General features: G+C 69.0%; 22 protein-coding genes. 8 read left to right on the top strand and 14 right to left on the bottom strand.

Annotation, left to right across the window (positions count from 1 at the left end; genetic code table 11):
* Positions 1-25: 25 nt before the first annotated feature.
* Positions 26-1090, top strand: a complete 1065-nt coding sequence (locus tag F3H87_RS02545) for a YeeE/YedE family protein (protein ID WP_149786602.1) — start codon at positions 26-28, stop codon at positions 1088-1090.
* On the opposite strand, the gene F3H87_RS02540 is transcribed toward F3H87_RS02545, so the two are convergent.
* Together F3H87_RS02540 and F3H87_RS02535 are read right to left on the bottom strand one after the other, a co-directional pair.
* The gene (locus F3H87_RS02540) at positions 1060-2205 is read right to left on the bottom strand and encodes a flavin-containing monooxygenase (RefSeq protein WP_149786603.1); all 1146 of its coding nucleotides are present in this window, start codon (positions 2203-2205) and stop codon (positions 1060-1062) included. The genes F3H87_RS02545 and F3H87_RS02540 overlap by 31 nt on opposite strands.
* 282 nt (positions 2206-2487) lie before the next feature.
* Positions 2488-4677: a primosomal protein N' gene (locus F3H87_RS02535; protein WP_149786604.1), complete on the bottom strand. Its 2190-nt coding sequence runs from the start codon at positions 4675-4677 to the stop codon at positions 2488-2490.
* Positions 4678-4772: 95 nt separating this feature from the next.
* On the opposite strand from F3H87_RS02535, the gene fsa reads away from it, so the two are divergent.
* The 4 genes from fsa to F3H87_RS02515 all read left to right on the top strand — a co-directional run bounded on the left by fsa (position 4773) and on the right by F3H87_RS02515 (position 7933).
* Positions 4773-5426, top strand: a complete 654-nt coding sequence (fsa, locus tag F3H87_RS02530) for a fructose-6-phosphate aldolase (protein ID WP_149786605.1) — start codon at positions 4773-4775, stop codon at positions 5424-5426.
* Between the two features lie 152 nt (positions 5427-5578).
* Complete coding sequence (locus F3H87_RS02525; RefSeq protein WP_149786606.1) at positions 5579-6286, top strand: DUF484 family protein; 708 nt, start codon at positions 5579-5581, stop codon at positions 6284-6286.
* Positions 6283-7224, top strand: coding sequence for a tyrosine recombinase XerC (locus F3H87_RS02520; RefSeq protein WP_149786607.1), 942 nt, complete (start codon positions 6283-6285; stop codon positions 7222-7224). The genes F3H87_RS02525 and F3H87_RS02520 overlap by 4 nt, the downstream gene beginning before the upstream one ends.
* 1 nt (position 7225) lies before the next feature.
* The gene (locus F3H87_RS02515) at positions 7226-7933 is read left to right on the top strand and encodes a CDP-alcohol phosphatidyltransferase family protein (protein ID WP_149786608.1); all 708 of its coding nucleotides are present in this window, start codon (positions 7226-7228) and stop codon (positions 7931-7933) included.
* 76 nt (positions 7934-8009) lie between these two features.
* On the opposite strand, the gene F3H87_RS02510 is transcribed toward F3H87_RS02515, so the two are convergent.
* The 3 genes from F3H87_RS02510 to ileS form a co-directional block, all read right to left on the bottom strand.
* On the bottom strand, positions 8010-8462 hold the full coding sequence (locus F3H87_RS02510; RefSeq protein ID WP_149786609.1) for a methylated-DNA--[protein]-cysteine S-methyltransferase: 453 nt from the start codon (positions 8460-8462) through the stop codon (positions 8010-8012).
* A gap of 24 nt (positions 8463-8486) precedes the next feature.
* Positions 8487-8978, bottom strand: a complete 492-nt coding sequence (locus tag F3H87_RS02505; RefSeq protein ID WP_149786610.1) for a histidine phosphatase family protein — start codon at positions 8976-8978, stop codon at positions 8487-8489.
* A 99-nt stretch (positions 8979-9077) separates the two neighbouring features.
* Complete coding sequence (gene ileS, locus F3H87_RS02500; protein WP_149786611.1) at positions 9078-11981, bottom strand: isoleucine--tRNA ligase; 2904 nt, start codon at positions 11979-11981, stop codon at positions 9078-9080.
* A 257-nt stretch (positions 11982-12238) separates the two neighbouring features.
* Here ileS and F3H87_RS02495 point away from each other — a divergent pair, with 257 nt between their 5' ends.
* Positions 12239-12646 carry a group III truncated hemoglobin gene (locus F3H87_RS02495; RefSeq protein WP_149786612.1) on the top strand — a complete coding sequence of 136 codons (408 nt, stop codon included), beginning with the start codon at positions 12239-12241 and terminating at the stop codon, positions 12644-12646.
* 97 nt (positions 12647-12743) lie between these two features.
* Here F3H87_RS02495 and F3H87_RS02490 read toward each other — a convergent pair whose 3' ends face one another.
* Genes F3H87_RS02490 through F3H87_RS02480 form a run of 3 tightly spaced genes read right to left on the bottom strand, consistent with a single transcriptional unit; the run spans position 12744 to position 15585 of the window.
* Positions 12744-13742: a YcjF family protein gene (locus F3H87_RS02490; protein ID WP_149786613.1), complete on the bottom strand. Its 999-nt coding sequence runs from the start codon at positions 13740-13742 to the stop codon at positions 12744-12746.
* The gene (locus F3H87_RS02485; RefSeq protein WP_223227945.1) at positions 13739-14173 is read right to left on the bottom strand and encodes a GNAT family N-acetyltransferase; all 435 of its coding nucleotides are present in this window, start codon (positions 14171-14173) and stop codon (positions 13739-13741) included. Before F3H87_RS02485 ends, F3H87_RS02490 begins: the two co-directional genes overlap by 4 nt.
* The gene (locus F3H87_RS02480; protein WP_149786614.1) at positions 14170-15585 is read right to left on the bottom strand and encodes a YcjX family GTP-binding protein; all 1416 of its coding nucleotides are present in this window, start codon (positions 15583-15585) and stop codon (positions 14170-14172) included. The genes F3H87_RS02485 and F3H87_RS02480 overlap by 4 nt, the downstream gene beginning before the upstream one ends.
* Positions 15586-15760: 175 nt before the next feature.
* Between F3H87_RS02480 and F3H87_RS02475 the strand changes: the two genes are divergently transcribed.
* The gene (locus F3H87_RS02475) at positions 15761-16792 is read left to right on the top strand and encodes a hypothetical protein (RefSeq protein ID WP_149786615.1); all 1032 of its coding nucleotides are present in this window, start codon (positions 15761-15763) and stop codon (positions 16790-16792) included.
* A 362-nt stretch (positions 16793-17154) separates the two neighbouring features.
* Here the strand turns inward: F3H87_RS02475 and F3H87_RS02470 are convergent, their stop codons facing one another.
* The 6 genes from F3H87_RS02470 to F3H87_RS02445 all read right to left on the bottom strand — a co-directional run bounded on the left by F3H87_RS02470 (position 17155) and on the right by F3H87_RS02445 (position 23618).
* A complete protein-coding gene (locus F3H87_RS02470) occupies positions 17155-18531 on the bottom strand; it encodes an SPOR domain-containing protein (RefSeq protein WP_149786616.1) in 1377 nt (458 codons plus the stop codon).
* A 79-nt stretch (positions 18532-18610) separates the two neighbouring features.
* Entirely contained in the window at positions 18611-19243 is a 633-nt protein-coding gene (gene upp / locus F3H87_RS02465) for a uracil phosphoribosyltransferase (RefSeq protein ID WP_149786617.1), read from the bottom strand.
* 402 nt (positions 19244-19645) lie between these two features.
* Positions 19646-20647: an adenosine deaminase gene (locus F3H87_RS02460; RefSeq protein WP_149786618.1), complete on the bottom strand. Its 1002-nt coding sequence runs from the start codon at positions 20645-20647 to the stop codon at positions 19646-19648.
* Complete coding sequence (locus F3H87_RS02455; RefSeq protein WP_149786619.1) at positions 20644-21852, bottom strand: phosphopentomutase; 1209 nt, start codon at positions 21850-21852, stop codon at positions 20644-20646. Before F3H87_RS02455 ends, F3H87_RS02460 begins: the two co-directional genes overlap by 4 nt.
* On the bottom strand, positions 21849-23156 hold the full coding sequence (locus F3H87_RS02450; RefSeq protein ID WP_149786620.1) for a thymidine phosphorylase: 1308 nt from the start codon (positions 23154-23156) through the stop codon (positions 21849-21851). Before F3H87_RS02450 ends, F3H87_RS02455 begins: the two co-directional genes overlap by 4 nt.
* 6 nt (positions 23157-23162) lie before the next feature.
* Positions 23163-23618: a cytidine deaminase gene (locus tag F3H87_RS02445; RefSeq protein WP_223227944.1), complete on the bottom strand. Its 456-nt coding sequence runs from the start codon at positions 23616-23618 to the stop codon at positions 23163-23165.
* A gap of 169 nt (positions 23619-23787) precedes the next feature.
* On the opposite strand from F3H87_RS02445, the gene F3H87_RS02440 reads away from it, so the two are divergent.
* Positions 23788-26067, top strand: a complete 2280-nt coding sequence (locus tag F3H87_RS02440; protein WP_149786622.1) for an NADP-dependent malic enzyme — start codon at positions 23788-23790, stop codon at positions 26065-26067.
* Positions 26068-26126: the final 59 nt, after the last annotated feature.

The raw sequence follows: 26126 nt of genomic DNA, 5'->3' as shown, positions 1-26126 counted from the left end.
ACGCATACGGGATCGGAGAGGCGCGATGGACCTTCTTGCCCTTGTCGAACGGATCGGTGAGGCCCCGACGGCCGCCCTTCTGGGCATCGTCACCGGGGTGATCTTTGGCGTGTCCGCACAACGCTCGCGGTTCTGCCTGCGCGCTGCGACGGTGGAATTTGCCCGCGGCCGGATGGGCGACAAGGTGGCGGTGTGGTTCCTGACCTTCTCGACCGCGATGGTCTGGGTGCAGGGCGCGCAGCTCATGGGGTTGTTCGACGCCGCCGAGGGCCGGCAGATGGCGGTGCCCGGCAGCTGGTCGGGCGCGATCATCGGCGGGCTGCTGTTCGGCGTCGGCATGGTGCTGGCGCGCGGCTGTTCGGGGCGCCTGCTGGTGCTGGCGGCCACCGGCAACCTGCGCTCGGTGGTCTCGGGGCTGATCTTTGCCGTGGTCGCACAGATGAGCCTGTCGGGCCTGCTGTCGGATATCCGCAACGACCTGGCCGCGCTGTGGACGACGTCGGGCGGCCGCAACCTCGACCTGCTGGCCGCCCTCGGCCTGCCGCAATGGGCGGGGCTGGCGATCGGCATCGTCTTCGCGGCCCTGGCGCTTGTCCTGTCGTGGAAGAACAGGATCTCGGCCAGCCGGCTGATCTTTGGCGCGGGCGTCGGATTTTCCGTGGCGGTGGGCTGGGTGGCGACCTTCACGCTCAGCCAGATCGCCTTCGATCCGGTGACGGTGGAAAGCGTAACCTTCTCGGGCCCCTCGGCCCATACGCTGATGTTCTTTCTGGATCGCAACGAGGTGCTGCAATTCTCGGTCGGGCTGGTGCCGGGCGTGGTGCTGGGCTCGATGAGCGCGGCGCTGCTGAAGGGCGAGTTCAAATTCCAGGGCTTTTCCGACGAATCCAACATGCGCCGCTCGATGACGGGCGCGGTGCTGATGGGGTTCGGCGCGATGCTGGCCGGCGGCTGCGCCATCGGCGCGGGCGTGACCGGCGGATCGGTCTTTGCCGGCACCGCGTGGCTGGCGCTGTTCTGCATGTGGATCGGCGCGATGCTGACCGACCTGCTGGTCGATCAGCGCGCCGCGGCCGGCGCCGCCGCCTGATCCAGCCGCGCGGCCACACCGCGCGCGATCTCCGGGGCCTGCCGGGCGATTTCGCGCAGCTGGCCGTTGGGCACGGTGTGATAGGAACAGAACCACAGCCCCGGCGCCAGTTCCGCGCCCGAACGTAGCGGCCGGCCGGTTTCGTCCAGAACGCCGGGCATCTTGCCCAGCATCGGGCGCAGATCGACGGTATAGCCGGTGGCCAGCAGGATCGCGTCATACGCGCCCGTGCTGCCATCGGTGAAGGTGACGGTCGCGCCCTCGATCCGTTCGGGCCCCGGCCGCGCCCGCAACCGCCCCGCGCGCATCAGCGCCAGCGTGCCGAGGTCGATCAGCGGGATGCGCCCGTCCTCGCGGATCTGCGCGATCGGCCCCTTCGCGGCCTTGCGCAACCCGTAGCGGCGGTAATCCCCCAGCATCAGCCGCAGCACCGGCGCGGTGATCGCATCTGCGACGCGGTAGGGAAATATCCTTTGCAGCACGTCCCAGTTGCCGATGGGCCGGCCCAGCAACTCCTTCGGCAGCAGGTTCACGGGCGAGCGCACGGCGATCTCGACATTGCGCCCCGCCTCGACCAGATCAATCGCCAGTTCGCCGCCGGAATTGCCGAACCCCACCACAAGCACCCGCTGCCCCGGCAGATCGCCGGGCCGGCGATAGTCGCGGCTGTGCAGGACCGGGCCGGGAAACCCCTCCAGCCCCGGCCATGACGCGCGAAAGGGCGTTTCCGAGACGCCGGTGGCAAAAATCACATGGCGGGCCTGCAGCAGCTCGCTGCCGCGCAGCGTCACGCGCCAGCCCTCGCCCTGTCGCGCCACGCCCGTCACTTCGGCCCCGAACCGGGGCACCAGCCCATGCTCAACGGCATAGCCTTCCAGATAGTCGACAACCTGCGCCCGCGGCACGTAGCGCGGCCAGTCGCGGGGAAAGGGCGTGAACGGCAGGTGCGAACGATCACGGTCGGTATGCAGCGCCAGCCGGTCGTAATGCCGCCGCCACGCGCTGCCCACCGTCGCCGCGCGCTCAAGGATCAGCGGCTCCAGCCCCTCCGCGCGCAGGCAGGCCCCCAGCGCCAGCCCCGCGGGCCCCGCCCCGATCACGATCACCTGATGCATCGCGCACCCTCCCTGCCCGAAAGCTGCGCTGCGGACGCGGCAAAGGCAAGCCGGGTTGTTTTATGTCCGGGATCACCTTCCGGGCCGGTCGCAACAGAAGGGCATTGCATGGCCGCGGTCGGGCGATCCGACATTTGTGACTGGCAATTTATCGTGCAGCCACTTCCTACCCCGGAACGTGGCACTTGCGGCAGCCAATCGCCCGGCCGGGGGGCGGCCGTGCGATGCCCGGGCCGCTGCGCGGCTGTTCCGGGCTGCGTGCATCGCGCCAAAGTAACCCCCTCAAAAGAAACTCTGCGGGTCGATATCCACCGCCAGCCGGGCCTGCGCGGGCAGCCGTACCTGCGCCACCCAGGCGCGCAGCGCGCCCTGCAGCGCCACGCCCTTGTCGGCCTTGACCAGCAGCCGCACCCGGTGCCGCCCGCGTATCCGCGCGATCGGCGCGGGCGCGGGGCCGAACACCTGCGCCCCCACCTGCCGCAACGGGCCGTCCGCCCGCGCCAAATGGTTGCCGATATCGAACGCCACCTGCGCGTCGGGCGACGAAATGACGATGCCCGCCATCCGGCCAAAGGGCGGCACGCCGGCCTGGCTGCGCTCAGCGGCCTCGGCCTGCCAGAACGCCTCTTCCTCGCCGGCCAGGATCGCGCGGATCACCGGGTGTTCGGGCTGAAAGGTCTGCAGCATCGCAACGCCACGCTTTTCCGCCCGCCCCGCGCGGCCCGCCACCTGCCGCATCAGCTGGAACGTGCGTTCCGCCGCGCGCAGGTCCGACCCCTGCAAGCCCAGGTCGGCGTCGATCACGCCGACCAGCGTCAGCAGCGGGAAATTGTGCCCCTTGGCCACAAGCTGCGTGCCGATGATGATATCGGCCTCGCCCCCGGCGATGGCGGCGATCTGGTCCTTCAGCGCGCGGGCCGAGCCGAACATGTCCGAACTCAGCGTGGCGATACGCGCCTCGGGGAACAGCGCCTGCGCCTCTTCGGTCAGCCGCTCCACACCGGGGCCAACCGGCGCCAGCCGCCCCTCGGCCCCGCAGGAGGGGCAGGCCTCGGGCATCGGTTTCGTCTCGCCGCACTGATGGCAGACCAGCCGCTTGAGAAAGCGATGCTCGACCATCCGCGCGTCGCAGTGATCGCAGGCGATCTGGTGCCCGCAGGCCCGGCACAGCGTCACCGGCGCGTAACCGCGGCGGTTGATGAACAACAACGCCTGTTCGCCCTGCGCCACCCGCGCCCGGACCGCCTGTTGCAGCGTGGGCGAAATCCAGCGGTCCCCCGGCAGGGTTTCGGCCCGCATGTCGATGGCGCGCATCTCGGGCAGCACGCTGTCGCCGAACCGGTCCTCCAGCACCAGCTTGTGATACTTGCCCGCCTCGGCATTGACCCAGCTTTCCAGGCTGGGCGTGGCCGAGGCCAGCACCACCTGCGCCCCGCAGACCGAGGCGCGCAGCACCGCCATGTCGCGCGCGTTATACAGCACGCCCTCTTCCTGCTTGTACGAGGTGTCGTGCTCTTCATCCACGACGATCAGGCCAAGGTCGCGGTACGGCAGGAACAACGCCGAGCGCGCGCCCACCACCAGCTCCGCACCGCCCTGCGCCACCATCTTCCAGATGCGGCGGCGTTCGGTCATGGTGACGCCCGAATGCCATTCGGCAGGCCGCGCGCCGAACCGCGCCTCGACCCGCGCGACGAACTCCTGCGTCAGCGCGATTTCCGGCAGCAGCACCAGCGCCTGCCGCCCCTGCCGCAGGCATTCGGCCACCGCCTCAAGATACACCTCGGTCTTGCCCGACCCGGTGACACCGCGCAGCAGCGTCGTGCCATAGCCGCCCGACTGCACGCCCGCGCGCAGCTGCGCCGCCCCCGCCGCCTGCGCCCCGGTCAGATCCTTGCCCCCGTAATCGGGATCGAGCGGGGGAAAGGGCAGGTCGCGCGGGCTGTCCTCTTCGGCCACGACGCCCTGTTTCACCAGCCCCTTGACGACCGACGCCGACACCCCCGCCATCTCGGCCAGTTCGCCCAGCGTGAAGGCCAGCCCGCCATAATCGCGCAGCACCTCCAGCACGCGGGCGCGGGCGTCGGTCATGCGGTCGGGCTCGCCCTGCCCCAGCCGGTAGATGCGCCGCATCGAAGGCGGATCGCCCAGCCCCGGCGCGCGGGTGGCCAGCCGCAGCATCTGCGTCATCGGCGTCAGCGTGTATTCGCCCGCGCGGGTCAGAAAGGTCTGCATTTCCTCGCGCATCGGCGGCACGTCCAGAACGCGGGTGACGGGGCGAATCTTCGATGGGTCGAAATCGCCCTTTCCCGGCCCCCAGACCACACCCGGCACCCGGCGCGGGCCCAGCGGCACCTCGACGAAGGCACCCGCGAAACAGCCCCCTTCGGGCGCGCGGTAATCCAGCAGCCGGTCCAGCGGCTGGGTGGTCAGCACCGCCACCAGTTCGCCCTCGTGGAAGAAATCGCTCACGCCTGCGGCACCTTTCGCCAAATGGGGTTTCGGGCCTCAGGTCTATGGGGTAAATGCGGGGCGGAGCAAGCCCACCGCCGAAAGGAAGGCCCGAAATGAAATTCTTTGTCGACACCGCCGAGATCGACGCCATCGCCGAGCTGAACGAGCTGGGCATCGTCGACGGGGTCACCACCAACCCCTCGCTGATCAAGAAATCCGGCCGCGACATCCTGGAAGTGACCAGGGAAATCGCCGATCTGGTCGACGGCCCGGTGTCCGCCGAGGTCGTCGCCACCGAGGCCGATGCCATGATCGCCGAAGGCCGCAAGCTGGCCACGATCGCCGAAAACATCGCGATCAAGCTGCCGCTGACATGGGACGGGCTGAAGGCGTGCAAGACGCTGTCATCCGAAGGCCACATGATCAATGTCACGCTGTGTTTCTCGGCCAACCAGGCGCTGCTGGCGGCCAAGGCGGGCGCGACCTTCATCTCGCCCTTCATCGGGCGGCTGGACGACATCAACCTCGACGGGATGCAGCTGATCGCGGATATCCGCCAGATCTACGACAATTACGGCTTCGAGACCGAGATCCTGGCCGCGTCGATCCGCACGGTCAACCACGTGTCCGAGGCCGCCCGCATCGGCGCCGACGTGATGACCGCCCCCCCCGAGGTGATCCGCAAGCTGGCCCAGCACCCGCTGACCGACAAGGGGCTGGACCAGTTCCTGAAGGACGCCGAGGCCGCCGGGATCAGGATCGTCTGATCCGCGGCACAATCGCATCATTTCCGGCCGGGCCCGCCCCCGTGGCGGGCCTTATGCGTTGACAAACGCCCCCCTGATCCCGCAACAGAACGAAAAAAGCAGAAAACTGCGCCCCGCCCTGTTATGGTCGGGTGGAACGAGCCGAGGCGAGCATGACGACCAAGCCCCAGATCGACGCCGCGTTGCGTGACCGTATCCTGGAACAGCCCGACATGATCCTTGAGGATCACGACCTGATGCGCGCGCTGGTCGCCGCGAACGAGCGTGCGATGGGCGGCAACGTGATCGACCTGCGCGGCATCGCCATGGACCGGCTCGAGGCGCGGCTGGACCGGCTCGAGGATACCCACCGCTCGGTCATCGCGGCGGCCTATGAAAACCTGTCCGGCACCAACCAGGTGCACCGCGCGATCCTGCGGATGCTCGACCCGGTGGATTTCGAAACCTTCCTGCGCGACCTGGGCGGCGAGGTGGCCGATATCCTGCGCGTCGACGTGGTCAGGCTGGTGCTGGAATCGGTGCAGTCGGATACCGACCCGGCGGTGCAGCGGCTGGGCGACGTGCTGAGCGTGGCCGAACCCGGCTTTATCGACGCATACCTGACCGGCGGGCGCGGCAGCCCGGCACGGCAGGTGACGCTGCGCCAGATGGAAGAAGGCAGCGAGGCGATCTATGGCGAGGCCGCCGACTGGATACGCTCCGAGGCGTTCCTGCGGCTGGATTTCGGCAAGGGCCGGCTGCCGGGAATGCTGGTGATGGGTGCCGAAGACCCGCACCAGTTCGCCCCCGCGCAGGGCACCGACCTTCTGTGTTTCTTCGCCGGCGTGTTCGAACGGGCCATGCGCCGCTGGCTGTCATGAGCCTGGTATCGCCCGCCGCGACGCAGGCGCTGGCCGAGTGGCTGGCGCATCAGAAATCGCTGAAAGGTGCGTCCGGCAACACGGTCGATGCCTATCGCCGCGACGTGCTGGGGTTCTTGGCCTTCATGACGGTGCACAAGGGCGATGCGCAGGGGCTGGGCGCGCTGGCGCGGATCACCACATCGGAGATGCGCGCCTGGATGGCGGCGACGCGGGGGCCCGACCTCGGGCCGCGGTCGCTGGCGCGCAAGCTGTCGGCAGTCAAAAGCTTCTACCGCTGGCTGGCCGAGCGCGAGGGGTTCGAACCCACTGCAGTTCTGGCCGCCAGGTCCCCGAAATTCCAGAAGAAACTCCCCCGCCCGCTGGCCGAGGACGCCGCCCGCCACATGCTCGACCGGGTCGAGCTGCAGGCACGCGAGCCGTGGATCGCCGCGCGCGACACGGCGGTGGTGACGCTGCTTTACGGGCTGGGCCTGCGGATATCCGAGGCGCTGTCGCTGACCGGCGCCGACGCGCCGCTGCCCGACGTGCTGCGCATCCGTGGCAAGGGCGGCAGGGAACGGGTGGTGCCGGTGCTGCCCGCCGCGCGCAGGGCGGTGGATGAATATCTGCGCCTGACCCCCTACGATATCGAAGAAACCTCGCCGCTCTTCCGGGGTGCGCGGGGCGGTGCGCTGAACCCGCGCGCGATCCAGAAGGTGATGGAACAGGCGCGGCTGCAACTGGGCCTGCCGGCCAGCGCCACGCCGCACGCGATGCGGCACAGCTTTGCCACCCATCTGCTGAACTCTGGCGGCGATCTGCGGGCCATTCAGGAACTTCTCGGGCACGCGTCGCTGTCGACCACGCAGGCCTATACCGCGGTCGATACCGCGCGCCTGCTCGAGGTCTATGAGGCCGCCCATCCAAAGGCCGGAAAAGGCCGAAAGGCAGGTTGATTTGTCGTTGCGATTCAAGGCGATACTGGTTCATCTTCTGACGGCCACGGGTGCCGTTTTCGCCATGCTGGCGCTGCTGGCCGCGGTCGAGGAGAAATGGAGCCTGATGTTCCTCTGGCTGGTCGTGGCCTTTGCCGTGGACGGCATCGACGGGCCGCTGGCGCGCAAATACGAGGTGAAAACCAACGCCGCCGAATTCGACGGCGTGCTGATGGACCTGATCATCGACTACCTGACCTATGTCTTCATCCCGGCCTACGCGCTGTTCAAATCCGACCTGCTGCCCGGCTGGACAGGCTGGCTGGCGATCATCGTCATCACCTATGCCAGCGTCGTCTATTTCGCCGATACGCGCATGAAGACAAAGGACAATTCCTTTTCCGGCTTTCCCGGCTGCTGGAACATGCTGGTGATCGTCCTGTTCGCGATCGAGCCGAATTTCTACGTCATCCTCGCCCTCGTGGCGGCGCTGGCGGTGGCGATGTTCCTGCCGCTGAAATTCATCCACCCGGTCCGCACCGAACGCTGGCGCGGCCTGTCGCTGCCCGTCGCGCTGGCCTGGACCTTCTTTGCCGGCTGGGCCGCCTGGGTCGATTTCCACCCCGAAAGCTGGGCGCATTGGGGGCTGGTCGTGACCAGCATCTACCTTGTCGCGGTCGGCATCGTCCAGCAGGTCATCCCGGCCAGGGGTTCTGTGGACAACGCCTGAGCCATGGCGAAATCGGGCAGGAAAACCGCGCGATCCTGTGGATAAACCGCGCGGTCCGGTCGGCTTCGGACAAGGCTCAGATCAGCAAACCGCCCGCGCCCTCGTGCTTCAGCAGCCAGATCTTCGTCTCGATCCCGGTCCCGCCGGAAAATCCGCCCAACCCCTGCGCGCCCAACACGCGGTGGCAGGGGATCAGGATCGGGATCGGGTTGCCGCCGCATCCCCGCCCCACCGCCTGCGCCGGCAGGTCCAGGCCGCGTGACAGCTCGCCATAGGTCCGCGTCTCGCCAAAGGGGATCGCCGCGATGGCCGCGCAGATACGGATCTGGCTGTCGCTGCCGTGCACCTTCAGCGGCAGGTCGAAATCCCCGCGCTCGCCCGCGAAATAGGCGGCAAGCTGCGCCGCCGCCCGCCGCAGCAGGGGCGTATCGTCCGCCCCCTGCCCGCCCCATGTCAGCGCGGTGATCGCGCCATCGGTTTCGGTTATCGTCAGCGCCCCCACCGGGCTGTCCACCGTCAGCGCAGGCATGTCGCCACCCCGCGGAAACCAGCATCAGCGCGGGCCAAAGAACCGCCGCTCCACGCTGAGCCTCCCCCCGGCATCGGCGCGGATAATCGCCAGATCGCCGTATTCGAGGGGCGCGGGTTCGGGCAGGGTCAGATCCTCCCAGATGGTGCGGATATTGCTTTTGTTGCCGACCCAGATCACGGTTTTTCCCGCCGATACCCGCACCAGGTGACGGGTCAGATCGGCAGCCAGCGGCGTGCGCACCCGCTGCCCCCGCGCCCGCGCAAGCGGCGCGGCGGTGTCGAAATTGCGCTTGATATCAGGGGCATAGATCGCCGCGATGTCAAATTCGGCCAGCGCATCCACCAGCGCCCGCGCGCGGTGGCGGCCGGTCTCGCTCAGGTCCTCGCCATTGCGGTCGGCATGGCGCAGGACGATCAGCGTGGAATTCGGGGCAAGGCGCCGCACGCCCGGCGTCGCCGCGCAGCCCGGCACCAGCCCGGCCAGTGCAAGACCCAGGAACAGGCGTCGGCGCATCTCGGACCCTCCGGCAGCTTACTGCCGCAAGGTTAGCAAGCCCGCGCGCCCCTGCCAATGCGGCACGGTCCGGGCCCTGAACGGCCCGGACCGGATTTCTCAGCCCAGCGCGTCGTTGCACCGCTTGCAGGTGGCCGGATGGGCGTGGCGGCCCACATCGGGCAGGATCTTCCAGCACCGCTGGCATTTCTGCCCTTCGGCCTTTTCGAACACGACGCCCACGCCTTCGACCTCGGGCATACGGAACGCCTCGTTCGGGAGCGGATCGCCGGTCAGCCGGATATCCGAGGTGATGCACAGATCCTCGAAGGTCACGGTCTTCAGCGCCGCCAGCATTTCGGGGTCGCGCACATGGACCACCGGCGCCGCCTCGAGGCTGGCACCGATCACCTTGTCGCTGCGCTGCAGCTCCAGCGCGGCGGTGACGACACGGCGGGCGCGGCGCACCATCGCCCATTTCGCCGCCAGCGCATCGTCGCGCCAGCTTTCGGGCGTTTCGGGCATGTCCTCAAGGTGGACCGATCCGTCGTCACCCGGAAAACGCGATTTCCACACATCCTCCATCGTGAACACCAGGATCGGCGCCAGCCAGGTGGTCAGCCGGTGGAACAGCAGGTCCATCACCGTGCGCGCGGCACGGCGGCGGGTGGTGTCGCCGTCGCAATACAGCGCATCCTTGCGGATATCGAAGTAGAACGCCGACAGGTCCACGGTGCAGAAGTTGAACAACTGCTGGAACACCCCCTGGAAATCGAACGCGGCATAGCCGTCGCGCACCGCCACATCCAGTTCCGCCAGACGATGCAGCACCCAGCGTTCCAGTTCGGGCATTTCGGATGCGTCCACGCGGTCTTCTTCGCGGAAATGGCCCAGTGCCCCCAGCATGAAGCGCATCGTGTTGCGCAGCCGGCGATAGCTGTCGGCCACACCCTTCAGGATTTCCGGCCCGATCCTCTGGTCGGCGGTGTAATCGGTCTGCGCCACCCAAAGCCGCAGGATATCGGCGCCGTATTGCCTGATGACCTCTTCGGGCACGATGGTATTGCCAAGCGATTTGGACATCTTGTTGCCCTTCTCGTCCAGCGTGAACCCATGGGTCACCACGTTGCGATAGGGCGCGCGCCCCTTGGTGCCGCAAGCCTGCAAAAGCGAGGAATGGAACCAGCCGCGATGCTGGTCGGTGCCCTCCATATAGACATCGGCGATACCGTCGGGCGTGCCGTCCGCGCGGTCGCGCAGCACGAAGGCATGGGTCGAGCCGCTGTCGAACCACACGTCGAGGATGTCGAACACCTGCTCCCACTCGGCCGGGTCGTAATCGTTGCCGAGGAACCGCTCCCTGGCGCCATCCTTGTACCACGCATCCGCGCCTTCGGCCTCGAACGCCTCGGCGATGCGGGCATTCACCCGTTCGTCGCGCAGCAGGAAATCCGGGTCGCCCGGCAGCGCGCCCTTTTTCGTGAAACAGGTCAGCGGCACGCCCCAGGCACGTTGCCGCGACAGCACCCAGTCGGGCCGCGTTTCGATCATGGAATACAGCCGGTTACGCCCCGATTGCGGGGTGAATTTCACCAGGCTGTCGATCGAGGTCAGCGCCCGCTCCCGGATCGTGCTGCCATAGCTGTCCTGCCCGTCGCCCACCGGGCGGTCGATCGCGGCGAACCATTGCGGCGTGTTGCGATAGATCACCGGCGCCTTCGAACGCCAGGAATGCGGGTAGGAGTGCTTGATCCTGCCGCGCGCCAGCAGGCCGCCGACCTCGACCAGCTTGTCGATCACCGCCTTGTTGGCGTCGCCCTCTTTCCCGTTGGGTTTCAGGATGCGCTTGCCGCCGAAAAACGGCAGATCCGCGCGGAACGACCCGTCGTCCATCACGTTATAGGTGATCACCTGGCCGAGCATCCCCAGCTCGCGGTAAAGCTCGTACTCCTCCATCCCGTGCGAGGGCGCGCAATGGACAAAGCCGGTGCCTTCCTCGTCGGTGACGAAATCGGCGGCGCGGAAATCGCGAGGCGCGTCCCACTCGCCCTGCGATCCCTCGGCCCCGGCAAGCGGATGGGCCAGCGACAGCCCCGCCAGCTCATCGGCCGACACGTCGCGCACGCGCGTCCACATGCCGTCATCCAGCCGCGCGCGCGACATCACGTCGCCGGCCAGCTTGTCGGCCAGGATGAAACGCTCGCCCACGCTGGCCCAGCATTCGTCCGGCGTGCCGGTCACTTCGTAAAGGCCATAGGCATAGTCCGCCCCGAAAACCACCGCCTTGTTCGACGGGATCGTCCAGGGGGTCGTCGTCCAGATGACGACATTCGCGCCCTGCAACTCACCCGCCGTCGTCACCGGGAACTTCACCCAGATGGTAAAGCTTTCCTTGTCGTGATACTCGACCTCCGCCTCGGCCAGCGCGGTCTCCTCGACCGGCGACCACATCACCGGCTTGGAGCCCTGGTACAGCGTGCCGTTCATCAGGAACTTCATGAATTCCTCGGCGATCACCCGCTCGGCATGGAAATTCATCGTCAGGTAAGGATCGGCCCAGTTGCCGGTGATGCCCAGCCGCTTGAATTCGTCGCGCTGGATATCGACCCAGCCTTCGGCGAACTTGCGGCATTCCTGGCGAAAGTCGATCACATCCACCTGGTCCTTGTCCTGCCCCTTGGCGCGGTACTGTTCCTCGATCTTCCATTCGATCGGCAGGCCGTGGCAGTCCCATCCCGGCACATAGCGGCTGTCGAATCCCATCATCTGGTGGCTGCGCACGATCATGTCCTTGATCGTCTTGTTCAGCGCGTGGCCGATATGCAGGTGCCCGTTGGCGTAAGGAGGGCCGTCATGCAGGATAAAGGGCGTGCGCCCCTCTTTCGTGCGCAGGCGGTCGTAGATGCCCAGCCGCTCCCAATGCTCCAGCCACTCGGGCTCGCGCTTGGGCAGGCCCGCGCGCATCGGGAAATCGGTCTTCGGCAGGTTCAGCGTATCTTTGTAGTCAGGCGTTTCGGCGCACATGTCCGGGCGTCCTTTGCGTATCGTCGGTATCTCTGGATGGGGCGGCGCGGAGGTCCATACGCCTGTTGTCCCGGCGGCTCGTTCCTGTCAGAGCGCCGGGCATGTAATTCGAATGACGATGGCCGCGAAATACATCATGGCGCGGGTTATAGGGCGCGTCTGTCCGGGCGTCCAGCCCCGCGCGACGCGATGCCGCCTGTTGCATCCCCGGCAAAGCGCGCACAGAATTGCCGCGCACCGAAAGGACACCGACAGACATGACCGCCCTGCCCCCCCGCTTCGACATTTCCGAGGACGAGATCGCCCGCGTCGTCGCCACGTTCTATGCCCATGTGCGCGCCCATCCCGGCCTCGGGCCGGTCTTTGCCGCGCATGTCGGCGACTGGCCCGCGCACGAGGCGAAGGTCACCGAATTCTGGAAGGCCTCCATCCTGCACAGCGGGCGCTATGACGGCAACGTGGTGCAGGTGCACAAGGAGGCGGGCAATGTGCGCCCCGGCATGTTCGACGCCTGGCTGGGCCTTTTCGACATGGTGCTGCGCCACGAGCTCACCCCCGACAAGGCCGCCGCCTGGAGCGCGCTGGCCCACCGCATCGGCCGCACCCTGCGCGCCGGCGTGGTCGACCGGATGCAGGGCCCCGGCGGCGTGCCGATCCTGCGCTGACCTTCCCTCTTCATCTTGCCAAAAATACTCGGGGGTGAGGCCGCAGGCCGAGGGGGCAACGCCCCCTGATCCGGTCAGGCCGGCGTGGCGCGGCCCCTCATTTCGATGACCCGAACAGCCCCGCCAGCGCGCGCTTGACCGTTCCCGACACCGATGGCCGCGCCGCGCGGCCGAAGGGCAGCGGACGGCAGACCTCCATCGCGGCGATGCCCACCCGCGCGGTCAGCGCGCCGTTGACGATCCCCTCGCCGAAGCGGCGCGACAGTTTCGACAGCACGTTGCCCCCCGCGACCGAACCGATCAGGTCGTCGCCCACCGCCACCGCGCCGGTGGCCACCAAATGCGTCATCACCGCCCGCGTCAGCCGCCACGAGCCCAGCACGCCCGACCGGCCGCCATAGATTTCCGCGATGCGCCGGATCATCCGCAAATTGGCGGTCAGCGCCGCCACCACATCGGCCAGCGCCAGCGGCACGATGGCGGTCACCGTGGCGACCTGCCGCGCCGCCGCCTCGACCTCGGCGCGCGCCGCGGCGTCCAGCGGGGCCAGCATTTCGGCCTCGGCCAGCGCGAACAGCGCGGCGGCATCGAACTGCTCGTCGCGGCGTTCGGCAAACCGGTCCCGGTTCCAGTCCAGCTCGGCCCGGTGGGCGTAAAGCCGTTCCAGTTCCGCCACCACGGCGCGGGATTTTTCCAGCGATGCCTCGGCCAGCGCCGCCTCGGCCCGGGCCTGCAGCTTGTCGATCCGCGCCAGCCGGGAAAACGCCGCCAGTTCGCGCAGCACCGCCGCCAGCGCCACCAGCAACAGCGCCACGATCAGCGCGCTGACCGCGTAGCCCAGAACCGGGATACGCTGGATAAGCCCGGTGGCGAAATCCCATGCCGCCACCGACAGCACCGCCCCCAGCACCGCCAGCAACAGCCCCCAGAACCACCGCGCCAGCCGCGACGGGCGACGTGCGGTCAGCGTCGCCACCGTCTGCATCGCGCGGCCCTGCGGGTCGGGCAGGCCGGGATCGGGCACCGGCGGCGCCCGGTCGGGGCCGGGCGCGCTGTCCTGTCCTTCGAGGTCGATCAGAACCGGGCCGTTGGTCATGCGGCGCACTCCTTTTGCCAGGCAAGGTGGATATCGGGCAGGCCCGCGTCATTGCCAAGGCCCCGGCCCCGCGCGATCTCGACAAAGCCGTGGCCGGCATAGAACCGGCGCGCGGAAATGTTGTCGCACAGGGTCCAGAGTTCCAGTTGCGGGCAATGGGCCTTGGCCTCGGCCAGCAGCGCCGATCCGTGCCCACAGCCCTGCGCGCGCGGATGCACGTAAAGCGCCAGAACGATGGGCCCGCGCCGCGCGATGAAACCGACCGGCCCGCGCGCATCGCGGGCCACCCGCACCGCGCCATCGCGGATCAGGCGCAGCATCAGCGCCGCATCCGTGCGCCGGGGGCGCGCCCCCGGCGCCTCATGCGCCCACAGGATGCGCAGCAGAAACGGCGCCTCCCACAGGCGGGCGGGTTTCGGGGCGCGGCTCACAGCCGGTCGCCGATCAGGAATTGCGCGGCGCGGTCCAGCCGGATATGCGGCGGCCCCTCGCCCGGCTTCAGCGTCAGCCGCGCGGGTGCGAAGCGCATGATCCGGTAATCGGCGTCCAGCCATTTTTCCGCCCCCTCGCGTGCGGGCGACAGCAGGCGGTTGGGATCTTCCGGCAGCGCGCCGGGATAGAAGGCCGCGCGCTTGCCGGTGTCCAGCAGCGTGCCGCGCACGCAGTCCAGCGCCTGCCCGTCATGGGCTATGGTTTCCTCGGTCGTGGCGCGCAGCGCGGCGATGGCCATCGCCTGCGTCGCGGCCCCGGCGAAATCGGCGCGGTCGCGGGCGTCGCGGGTCAGCGCCTCCATGATCTCGGTCAGCCGTGCGTGCTGGCTGTGATGCAGGTGGTCGGCCTTGGTGGCGGCGAACAGGATCTTTTCCACCCGCCGGCCCAGCAGCAGCCGGGTCAGGAACGCGTTCCGGCCGGGGCGAAACGCCGTCAGGATGTCGGCCATCGCCAGCCGCATATCCTCGACCGCCTGCGGCCCCGCGTTGATCGCGCCCAGCGCGTCGACCAGCACCACCTGCCGGTCGATGCGGGAAAAGTGATCGCGGAAGAACGGTTTGACCACCTGCGCCTTGTAGGCTTCGAACCGGCGGGCCATCTCGCGCGCCAGCGATTTGCGCGGGGCGTTTTCCGCCCCGGGCAGCGGCGCAAAGGTGATCGCCGGGCTGCCCGCCAGATCGCCCGGCAGCAGGAACCGCCCCGGCGTGCAGTCGTAGAACCCCGCATCGCGCGCCGCCGTCAGATAGGCGGTAAAGCTGTCGGCCAGCGCGCGGGCGGTGGGCTCGTCATGCCCGGCGGTGCCGTCCGTGCCCTGCGCCAGCGCCAGGAACTCGGCCGCCTGCGCACGGCCTGCGATGCGGCCCAGCACCTCGACCGACCATTGGGCATAGCCCTTGTCCAGCAGCGCCAGGTCCAGCAGCCATTCGCCGGGGTAATCGACGATATCCAGGTGCACCGTGCGCGGCCCCTGCAAGCCGCCCAGCAGCCCCGAGGGCCTGACCCGCAGCGACAGCCGCAGTTCCGACACCGCGCGGGTGCTGTCGGGCCAGCGCGGCCGATCGGCGGTGAGCGACGCGTAATGCGCCTCGTAATCGAAGCGCGGCACCGTGTCGTCGGGCTGGGGCTGCAGGAACGCGGCAGAGATGCGCCCGTCGGCGGCGGCCACCAGTTGCGGCATCCGGCCCCGGTCCATCAGGTTGGCCACCAGCGAGGTGATGAACACCGTCTTGCCCGACCGCGCGAGCCCGGTGACGCCCAGCCGGATCACCGGCTCGAAGAACGCGCCGGAAACCGTGTCGCCGATTTCCTCGGCGCCGCGCGCAATGCTGTCGGCAATGGTGGAAATGACCAAATGCGCCCCCGTATCCTTTGGGCCCAAGATAGACATGCCCGCCCGGCGTTACCAGTGCCGCCCGAACCGCGCGGTCCGGGGGAAAAACCGCGCGGTTTTCCCCGGACGCCGGGGCAATTGCCCCGGCTTCCGCGCCCGTGCTACTGTGACGCAAAGAGGCAGGGCAGGCCCGCAGATGACAGCACTTACCCAGTACCAGCGGATCGAGGCGACGGGGCTGTGGCGTGAAAGCGCCGGGGCGCAGCGACGCGAGGTCGTGGTGTCGATCGGCGACGCCACGCTGGTGATATCGGACCTGCAGGACAGGCCGCTGGCACATTGGTCGCTGGCCGCGGTCGAGCGTGCCAATCCCGGCGAAAGGCCCGCGCTGTTCCACCCCGACGGCGACCCCGACGAGGTGCTGGAACTGGATGCCGATGCCGGGGAAATGATCGACGCCATCGAAAAGCTGCGCCACGCCATCGACCGGGGCCGCCCGCATCCCGGCCGTCTGCGGCTGCTGATGCTGGGGCTGAGCGCGGCCGCCGTGGCGGCGGTGGCGGTGTTCTGGCTGCCCGGCGCGCTGCGCGAGCACGCGGTGTCGGTGGTGCCCGCCGCCAAGCGCGCCGATATCGGCGCGGCGCTGGTCACCCAGTTGCAGCGCGTCACCGGCCCCGCCTGCGCCGAGCCGCAGGGCCAGGCGGCGCTGGCGCGGCTGGCCGCGCGGCTGCCCGGCCCCGGCGGGCGGGTGCCGAAACTGGCCGTGGTGCGCGACGGGGTGCGCGACGCGCTGATGCTGCCGGGCGGGCAGATCCTGCTGCGCGCGCGGCTGATCGAGGATCACGAAGATCCCGACGTGGTGGCGGGCTACATCCTTGCCGCGCAGGAGCGTGCGGCGCTGTCCGATCCGCTGGACCGGCTGTTGCGCGCGGGCGGTCTGCGCGCCTCGTTCCGGCTGCTGACCACTGGCGCGCTGCCCGATGAGACGTTGCAACGCTATGCCGAAACGCTGCCTGCGGTGAAGCACCTGCCGGTGCCCGACGACCGGATGCTGGCCGCCTTTGCCCGTGCCGGCGTGCGCTCGTCCCCCTATGCCTATGCGCTCGACATGACGGGTGAGACGGTGCTGGGCCTGATCGAGGCCGATCCCTTTGCCAGCACCCCGCCGCCCCGCGCCGTGCTGAGCGACAATGACTGGCTGCGCCTGCAGGCGATCTGCGGCAGCTGACCACGCCGGGCAAGGCCCGCGCGGGAATGTGGGTCTCTTGCCGGATGCGGTGCGGAACCCGGCGGGATGAAGGTGTTTGTCTGCGGCGCGTCCTGAGCCGGTATTTCAAGTCGAGCGCAATCGAAGGGCATCGCATGGCCGCGGTCGGGCGATCCAACATCTGTGACTGGCAATTTATCGTCCAGCCACATTCTCCCTCAAAGCGTGGCACCTGCGGCAGCCAATCGCCCGGCCGGGGGGCGGCCGTGCGATGCCCGGGCCGCTGCGCGGCTGTTCCGGGCAGGGTGTGTCTTTCGACCGGTCGATTTCTGCCTGGCCACCCGACACATCCGGCAAGGGGCCTGACGGAAACGCGCCGCCGCCTACTCGCGCGTGACCGCCGCCGGGAAGCCCGCCCGCCGGGCCGCGTGGAGCGCGTTGCCCAGGCTTTGCGGCGAGCCGTAGGGCCCGGCCAGCAGCACGCGCGCCGTGGTGCCGCCGCGATGCAGCGTGCCCATCCGCACCGTCAGCCCCGCCCGTTTCAGCCGCGCCGCATCCGCGCGCGCGGCCGTGTCCGACGGGTAGCTGCCGACCTGCACGTAGCGATGGCCGGACGCCACGCGCAGCGCCTTGTCGTTGCCGCCGGGGCGCAGCGCCCTGGGGGCCGAGCGGGTCGACATCCGGGGCTGCGCCGCGACGGCCTGCCCCTTGGTCGACACGCGGGCGGGCGATCCCGGCGCCATCTGCTGCTGCTCCATCGAGGTATAGGGATAGACAAGATCGGGGTTGAACACCGTCACGTCGCGGCCCGTCGACATGTCGATCAGGCGGCGCGGCACATCGCGGGTCCAGCGCAGGTCCATCATGCGCTTGCCTTCAAGCGTCTGGTGCGCGCGGTGCGGGTTCAGGCGGTCGTCCTCCCACACCAGGCGATAGCCCTCGGGGACCGGGCCTGTGACATGGGCGGCCTGCTGCATCCGGGCCACGTGCAGCGGCGCGACCCGCGTGCCCGGCGCAATGCGGATCGCCTGCGGGCCGGTGGCCACGCGGATGCCCGCCCCCCGCGCGGCGGGCACCCGCGTGGATGAAACCGGCGACACGGCCTGCGGACCGCAGCGCACGCCCTTGCCACGCATGTATTGCGCGCTTTGCGGCGAGGCCCAGCGGCAGCCCGTGGCGGTGCTGGGCGCCACCGGCGCGCGCACCGTCCCGACCTTGCGCGCGGGCACGGCGACCTGCCGGACCGGCGCGGGTGCTGGCGCGATGGAAACCGGCCGTGGCGCGGACGAGACCGTGACCCGCTGCGGCGCCGGGGGTGCGACGCGGACGGGTTCCGGCGCGGGTGCGGGCTGTGCCGTCACGACACGCGGCGCGGGGCGGCTGGCCGGCTGGGGTTTCGGCGCGGGTGCCGGCGCGGCGGCCGGTTTCGGTTTCGGCGCATCGGCGGGCGGCGGCAGCACCGTCGCCGTGCTGGCCGCCGCTGTCTGTTGCGGCTGCGGCGCGGGTGCGCTGGCAAAGGTCGGCCGGGCGTTGCAGATATGCTGGCGGGCCCGCGTCATGCGCGGCACCCAGGTGACATTGCCGTCGATCCCCGCGCGGATATAGACGCAGCCGCGGCTGTCCACGTATTGGCTGCCCTTGAAGCTGGCGGGCGGAAATTCGGCCGGAATCTCGGTTTTCATCTGGGACTGGGCGTTGGCGACGCCGAACCCGATATGGCCGATCAATACAGCGACAGACAGAACTCGTGCAAAACTCATGGCGCCCCCACGCATTCACTGCGCGCAGAGTGCCTTTTTTCGGCAACCGAGTAAAGGGCGTTGCCTTGGTGAACCCCCTTTATTTTGTGCCGAACATGCGATCGCCCGCATCACCTAGTCCCGGAACGATGTATCCCTTGTCGTTCAGCCGCTCGTCCAGCGCGGCGGTGACGATGGGCACATCGGGGTGCGCCTCTTTCATGCGGGCCACGCCTTCGGGGGCGGCCAGCAGGCACATGAAACGGATGTCGGTGCAGCCCGACGCCTTGACCAGGTCGATCGCCGCGGCCGAGGAATTGCCGGTGGCCAGCATCGGGTCGACCACGATCGCCACGCGGTCGTTCATGCCCTCGGGCAGCTTGCAGTAATACTGCACCGGTTGCAGCGTCGCCTCGTCCCGGTAGAGCCCGACAAACCCCACACGCGCCAGCGGAATGCAGTCCAGCACCCCGTCCAGCATCCCGTTGCCCGCGCGCAGGATGCTGACCAGCGCCAGTTTCTTGCCCCTGAGCGTCGGCGCCTCCATCTCGGCCATCGGGGTTTCGATGGTCTTGGTGGTCATCGGCAGGTCGCGGGTGATCTCGTATGTCAGGAAATGGCTGATCTCGTGCAGCAACTGGCGGAACACGGCGCTGGGGGTGGTCTTGTCGCGCATCAGGGTCAGCTTGTGCTGCACCAGCGGGTGGTCGACGATGGTCAGATGATCGGTCATGGCCGGGCTCCTGTCTCGGGATTTGCGCCGTTCTAGCGCAGCTTGACAGGCTTGGAAACGGGCTCCTCCCGGATCGGGAGGCTGAAACGCGACACATCGGCCTTTCATTTCGGCCAGGGTTTTTCCGTTTCGTCGGGGATGGAGCGCCTGCGGTCTGCGGTCGATGGCTGTCTCGCACCCCGGAGCCGGCATTTAAAGTCGAGCGCACCCGAAGGGCAGCGCACGGCCGCGGTCGGGCGATCCGACATTTGTGATGGGCAATTTATCGTCCCGCCACTTCCTCCCTCGAAACGGAGTGCAGACGGCAGCCAATCGCCCGGCCGGGGGGCGGCCGTGCGATGCCCGGGCCGCTGCGCGGCTGTTCCGGGCAGGGTGCATTGCTCGAACGGCAGGATGGGCAAGCTATGTGGCCGCTTTCAGACCTGCCTCAAGCCGCTTTGCCAGCCTTTCACGCGTGGCGTCGTCGCAAAACGCGGCCTCCAGCGCGGTGCGGGCGATCTGCGTGAACACCTCTTCGTCCCAGCCGAAGGCGCGTTCCAGCGCCTCGTATTCGCGGGTCATGGTGGTGCGGAAAAACGGCGGATCGTCGGTATTGACGGTCACCCGCACGCCCGCCGCGCGCAGCCGTTCGACGGGATGCGCGCGCATGTCGGGATAAAGCCGCAGCGCGAGGTTCGAGCGGGGGCAGACCTCCAGCACCGTCCCGCTCCCGGCCAGCCGGTCGACCAGCGCGGGGTCTTCGATGGCGCGCACGCCGTGGCCGATCCGGTCGACGCGCAGATCGTCGAGCGCCTGGCGCACCGCATCCGGGCCGCCGAATTCGCCCGCGTGTGTGGTCAGCTTCAGCCCCGCCTCGCGCGCACAATCGAAGGCCCAGGCGAAATCGCCCTGCCTGCCGCGGGTTTCATCCCCGCCCATGCCGAAGCCCACGATCCAGTCGCCCGCGGTTTCCGCCGCGCAGATCGCGGTTTCGCGGGCCTTGTCGGGGCCGAAATGGCGGATGCAGGTGACGATGCCGCGCAGGGTGACGCCGGTCTGCGCCTCGGCATGCGCGGCGGCCTCTTGTATCGCGTGCAGGTATTCGCGCCACGCACCCAGATCGCGCCCGCCGCAGAAATCGGGCGACAGGAAACTTTCGCAATAGATCACGCCGTGCTCCGCCGCGCGCTCCAGCACCGTGGCGGTCAGCCGGGCGTAATCGTCGGGCGTTTTCAACACGCCGGTCGCGGCCTCGTAGACCTGCAGGAAATGCGCGAAATCGCGGAAGGCGTAAGAGCCGTCTTCGGCAAAGACGCCGGACAGGTTCACCGATTTCTCCTGCGCGAGGCGGCGGATGAAATCGGGCGGCGCGGCGCCTTCGTGATGCAGGTGCAGTTCGATCTTCGGAAAGGATTGCCAACTCATAGAAAGCTTTTTCCCGGTCCTTGCGAGGGCACGCCCAGATGCGCCGCGATGCTGGCGGCGATATCGGCAAAGCCCACCTGCCCCACCGCGCGCACACCCACACCCGCGCCCAGCACCGGCACCCGTTCGCGGGTGTGGTCGGTGCCGATCCACGTGGGATCGTTGCCGTGATCGGCGGTGATCAGCATCAGGTCGCCCGGGCGCAGCCGCGCGATCAGCGCCCCCAGTTCGGCATCCGCCCATTCCAGGTGCCGCGCATAGCCCGAAACGTCGCGGCGGTGGCCATAAAGGCTGTCGAATTCCACGAAATTGGCGAAGGTCAGGCTGCCGTCTTCTGCCCCGTCCACAAGGCGCGACAGGTCTCCCATCAGCTCGGCATCGCTGCCTTTGACGGTGTCGAAAATGCCCTGCATCGAAAAGATGTCGCCGATCTTGCCGACGCCATGCACCGTGCCGCCCGCCCCGCTGATCCAGTCGCACAGCGTCGGGCTGGGCGGCGCGATGGCGAAATCGCGGCGGTTGCTGGTGCGGGTGAACTGCCCCGGCGCGCCGGTAAAGGGCCGCGCGATCACGCGGCCCACCCGCATGTCGTGCAGCATCGGCGCCACCGCGCGGCACAGATCCAGCAGGCGGTCGAGGCCGAACGCCTGCTCATGCGCGGCGATCTGGAACACGCTGTCGGCGGAGGTATAGCAGATGGGCCAGCCGCTGCGCAGGTGCTCCTCTCCCAGACGAGCGACGATCTCGGTGCCGCTGGCGTGGCAGTTGCCGAGGATGCCATCGGTGCCCGCCGCCCGCGCCACCGCCGCGCTGAGATCGGGCGGAAAGGCGGGCTGCGTGTCGGGGAAATAATGCCAGTCCCACGGCACCGGAACGCCCGCCAGCTCCCAATGGCCCGAGGGCGTGTCCTTGCCCGGGCTCACCTCGGTCGCCGCGCCCCACAGGCCCTGCGGCGCGCAACCCAGCCCCGGCGCGGCGTCGCCGCTGGCCAGCGCGATGGCCGCGCCCAGCCCCAGCCGGTCGAGATTGGGCAGGCGCAGCGGCCCGCTGCGGCCCGCCCCTGCCCGGCCATCGGCGCAGGCCTGCGCGATATGGGCCAGCGTGTTGGCGCCGGTATCGGGCTGCGTGCCGTTGAAGAACCGCCCGGCATCGGGCGCGCCGCCGATCCCGGCGGAATCGAGCACGATCAGGAAGGCGCGGGTCATATCCCCACCCCCTCATGCACCAGCGGCGGCAGGTCGGGGGCCTGCGCGCCCAGCGTGATCGCGCCCTGCACCGCCCGCAGCGCCGCGTCGGCGGCATCCTCGCGCGCGGCATGGATGCGGGCCAGCGGCTGCCCCCGTTCGACGGCCGCGCCCAGCGGCACGACCTCGGACAGGCCCACCGCCGGATCGACGCGGTCGGTTTCCACCTGCCGCCCGCCGCCCAGCCCCACCACGGCCAGCCCCAGCGCCTGCCCGTCGATGGCCGCGACATGGCCCGCCTGCGGCGCGGGCACTTCGCGGATGACCGGGGCCTCGGGCAGGAAGCGCGCCCATTCCTCGACAAAGGCCAGCGGCCCGCCCTGGGTCGCCACCATGCGGCCCATCGCCTGTGCCGCGCGCCCGTCGGCGATGGCGGCGGCCAGCGCATCCGCACCCGCGACGACATCGGCCGCCAGCCCCGCCTGCGCCAGCGCCACGCCGCCCAGCGTCACCGTCAGCTCGTGCAGCCGCCCGCGCGCCGCCCCGGTCAGCACGCGCATGGCGCTGGCAACCTCGAGCGCGTTGCCAAGGTCGGGCGCAAGCGGCTGGCTCATGTCGGTGATCAGCGCGGCGGTGGGGCAGCCCGCGCTGTTGGCGGTTTCCACCAGCGCCTGCGCCAGCGCGCGCGCGTCCTGCGGCGTCTTCATGAACGCGCCCGAGCCCAGCTTGACATCCAGCACCAGCCCCTGAAGCCCCGCCGCCAGTTTTTTCGACAGGATCGAGGCGGTGATCAGGTCCAGGCTTTCGACCGTCGCGGTCACGTCGCGCACCGCGTAAAGCCGCTTGTCGGCGGGTGCGATTTCGGCGTTGGCCGCCACAATGGCGCAGCCCGCCTGATCCACGACCGAGCGCAGCCGCGCCTCGTCCAGCCCGGTGGTGAAGCCGGGGATCGATTCCAGCTTGTCGAGCGTGCCGCCGGTGTGGCCCAGCCCCCGCCCCGAGATCATCGGCACCGCCGCGCCGCAGGCCGCCAGCGCCGGGGCCAGCACCAGCGACACGCAATCGCCCACCCCGCCGGTGGAATGCTTGTCGATCACCGGCCGGTCCAGCGCCCAGCGCAGCACATGGCCGGAATCGCGCATCGCCAGCGTCAGCGCCACGCGCCCGTCACGATCCAGCCCGTTAAGCAGCACCGCCATCGCAAAGGCGCCGGCCTGCGCATCGCTGACGCCGCGATCGGCCAGCCCCTGCGCGAACCAGCGCAGTTCGTCGGCCGTGACCGGCTGACGGTCGCGCAGTCTGGCGATGATGGCGCGGGCATCCATGCGGGATCAGCCCTTGACCGCGTGCCCGTGACCCAGATGGCCCAGCCCGAAGGCGCCGGGCAGCAGGTCGGCCACGGTCACCACCTGTTCGGGCCCGTCCACGGTGGCCATGCGCACCGTGACCTCGCCGCGCGAGAACTCGGCCAGTTTCTGGCGGCAGCCGCCGCAGGGGGTAACGGGCGTGGGGCTGTCGGCGATCACGCAGACCTCGGTGATCTCGGTTTCGCCCGCGGCGATCATCGCGGCGATGGCCCCGGCCTCGGCGCAGGTGCCTTCGGGATAGGCCACGTTTTCCACGTTACAGCCCACGTATATCGTGCCCGAGGCACCGCGAATCGCGGCGCCGACCTTGAAATGGGAATAGGGGGCATAGGCGTTTTCGCGCACGTCGCGCGCGGCATCCAGCAGGCTCATGGCCGGTCCTCCGTTGTGGTTGCGAACGCGCCGGGCCGGGCGGGCCACGGCATTCCGGCGGTCATGATCTGCATGGGCGGGCGTCCTTGCGTGATTGCACGGCCGATCCTGTCCGTTCGGGCCGCGCTTTGCAATATGCCATTGCCGGTCGGAAACCGCCGATTTTCCTTGCGCTGGACGATAGTTTAACACTAAACAATCCCCTGAGGAGACCGCGATGACCGATACCCAGAAAGACACGCTGCGCCAGGCCGCGCTGTTCTATCACGAGCATCCCAAGCCCGGAAAACTCGAGATTCGCGCCACCAAGCCGCTGGCCAATGGCCGCGACCTGGCCCGCGCCTATTCCCCCGGCGTGGCCGAGGCCTGCACCGAGATCGTGGCCGACCCCGCCAATGCCAGCCGCTATACCGCGCGCGGCAACCTGGTGGCGGTGGTGTCGAACGGCTCGGCCGTGCTGGGGCTGGGCAATATCGGCGCGCTGGCGTCAAAGCCGGTGATGGAGGGCAAGGCGGTCCTGTTCAAGAAATTCGCGGGCATCGACTGTTTCGACCTGGAACTGGACGAGCCCGACCCCGAGAAGCTGGCCGAAATCGTCTGCGCGATGGAGCCCAGCTTCGGCGCGATCAACCTTGAGGACATCAAGGCGCCGGATTGCTTTATCGTCGAACGGATCTGCCGCGAGCGGATGAACATCCCCGTCTTTCACGACGACCAGCACGGCACCGCCATCGTGGTGGGCGCGGCGGCCAAGAACGCGCTGCACGTGGCGGGTAAGCGATTCGAGGATATCAAGGTGGTCAGCACCGGCGGCGGCGCGGCGGGCATCGCCTGCCTGAACATGCTGCTGAAGCTGGGCGTGCGGCGCGAAAACGTGTGGCTGTGCGACATTCACGGGCTGGTCTGGAAGGGCCGGACCGAGGACATGACCGAGCAAAAGGCCGCCTATGCGCAGGAGACCGAGCTGCGCACGCTGGACGAGGTGATCGGTGGCGCCGACCTGTTCCTGGGCCTGTCGGGCCCCCGCGTCCTGAACCGCGACATGGTGGCGAAAATGGCGGACCGGCCCATCGTCTTTGCGCTGGCCAACCCCACGCCCGAGATCCTGCCCGACGAGGTGCGCGAGGTCGCGCCCGATGCGATCATGGCCACCGGGCGCAGCGATTTTCCCAACCAGGTCAACAACGTGCTGTGTTTCCCGTTCATCTTTCGCGGCGCGCTCGACGTTGGCGCGACCGAGATCAACGACGCCATGCAACTGGCCTGCATCGACGGCATCGCGGAACTGGCCCGCACCACCACCAGCGCCGAGGCCGCCGCCGCCTATCGCGGCGAGCAGCTGAATTTCGGGGCCGATTACCTGATCCCCAAACCGTTCGATCCGCGCCTGTCGGGCGTGGTGTCGACCGCCGTGGCCCGCGCTGCGATGGAGTCGGGCGTGGCCACCCGCCCGATCGACGACTTCGCCGCCTACAAGCAGCAACTGAACGCCAGCGTGTTCAAATCCGCCCTGCTGATGCGCCCGGTGTTCGAGGCCGCGGCGACCGCGGCCCGCCGCATCGTCTTTGCCGAGGGCGAGGACGAGCGCGTGCTGCGCGCCGCCCAGGCCATCCTGGAGGAGACCACCGAACAGCCCATCCTGATCGGCCGCCCCGAGGTGATCGAACGCCGCTGCGAACGCTACGGCCTGACCGTGCGGCCGGGGCGCGACCTGCATATCGTGAACCCCGAGAACGACCCGCGCTACCGCGATTACTGGGGCACCTATCACGAGCTGATGGCGCGGCGCGGCGTCACCCCCGACCTGGCCCGCGCGATCATGCGCACCAATTCCACCGCCATCGGCGCGGTCATGGTCCACCGCGAAGAGGCCGACAGCCTGATCTGCGGCACCTTCGGCGAATATCGCTGGCACCTGAATTACGTGACGCAAGTGCTGGGCCGGGGCGATCTGCGCCCGCATGGCGCGCTGTCGCTGATGATCCTCGAGGACGGGCCGCTTTTCATCGCCGACACCCATGTCTATTCGCTGCCCACGCCGGAAAACCTGGCCGAGATCGCCATCGGCGCCGCGCGCCACGTGCGCCGCTTCGGGCTGGTCCCCAACATCGCCTTCTGTTCGCAAAGCCAGTTCGGCAACCAGGCCGAGGGGTCGGGCAAGCGCCTGCGCGAGGCGATTGCCATCCTCGACGGCAAGCCGCGCGATTTCGCCTATGAGGGCGAGATGAACGTGGATGCCGCGCTCGATCCCGACCTGCGCGAGCGGCTGCTGCCCGGCAACCGGATGGAGGGGGTGGCCAATGTGCTGATCTTCGGCCATGCCGACGCGGCCTCGGGCGTGCGCAACATCCTGAAGATGAAGGCCGACGGGCTCGAGGTCGGGCCGATCCTGATGGGCATGGGCAACCGCGCCCACGTGGTCAGCCCCGGCATCACCACGCGCGGCCTGCTGAACATGGCCGCCATCGCCGGCACGCCGGTGGCCCATTACGGCTGAGTCCCGCGGATTCGCGAGGATTTGCACCAGTCGATTTGCAGGTTTGCAAACATCTGCAA

The organism is Lutimaribacter pacificus, assembly GCF_900142185.1.
Classification (GTDB): Bacteria; Pseudomonadota; Alphaproteobacteria; order Rhodobacterales; family Rhodobacteraceae; genus Lutimaribacter; species Lutimaribacter pacificus.
Note: the sequence above shows the minus strand (reverse complement) of the source record. Positions and strands in the feature narration are given on the sequence as shown.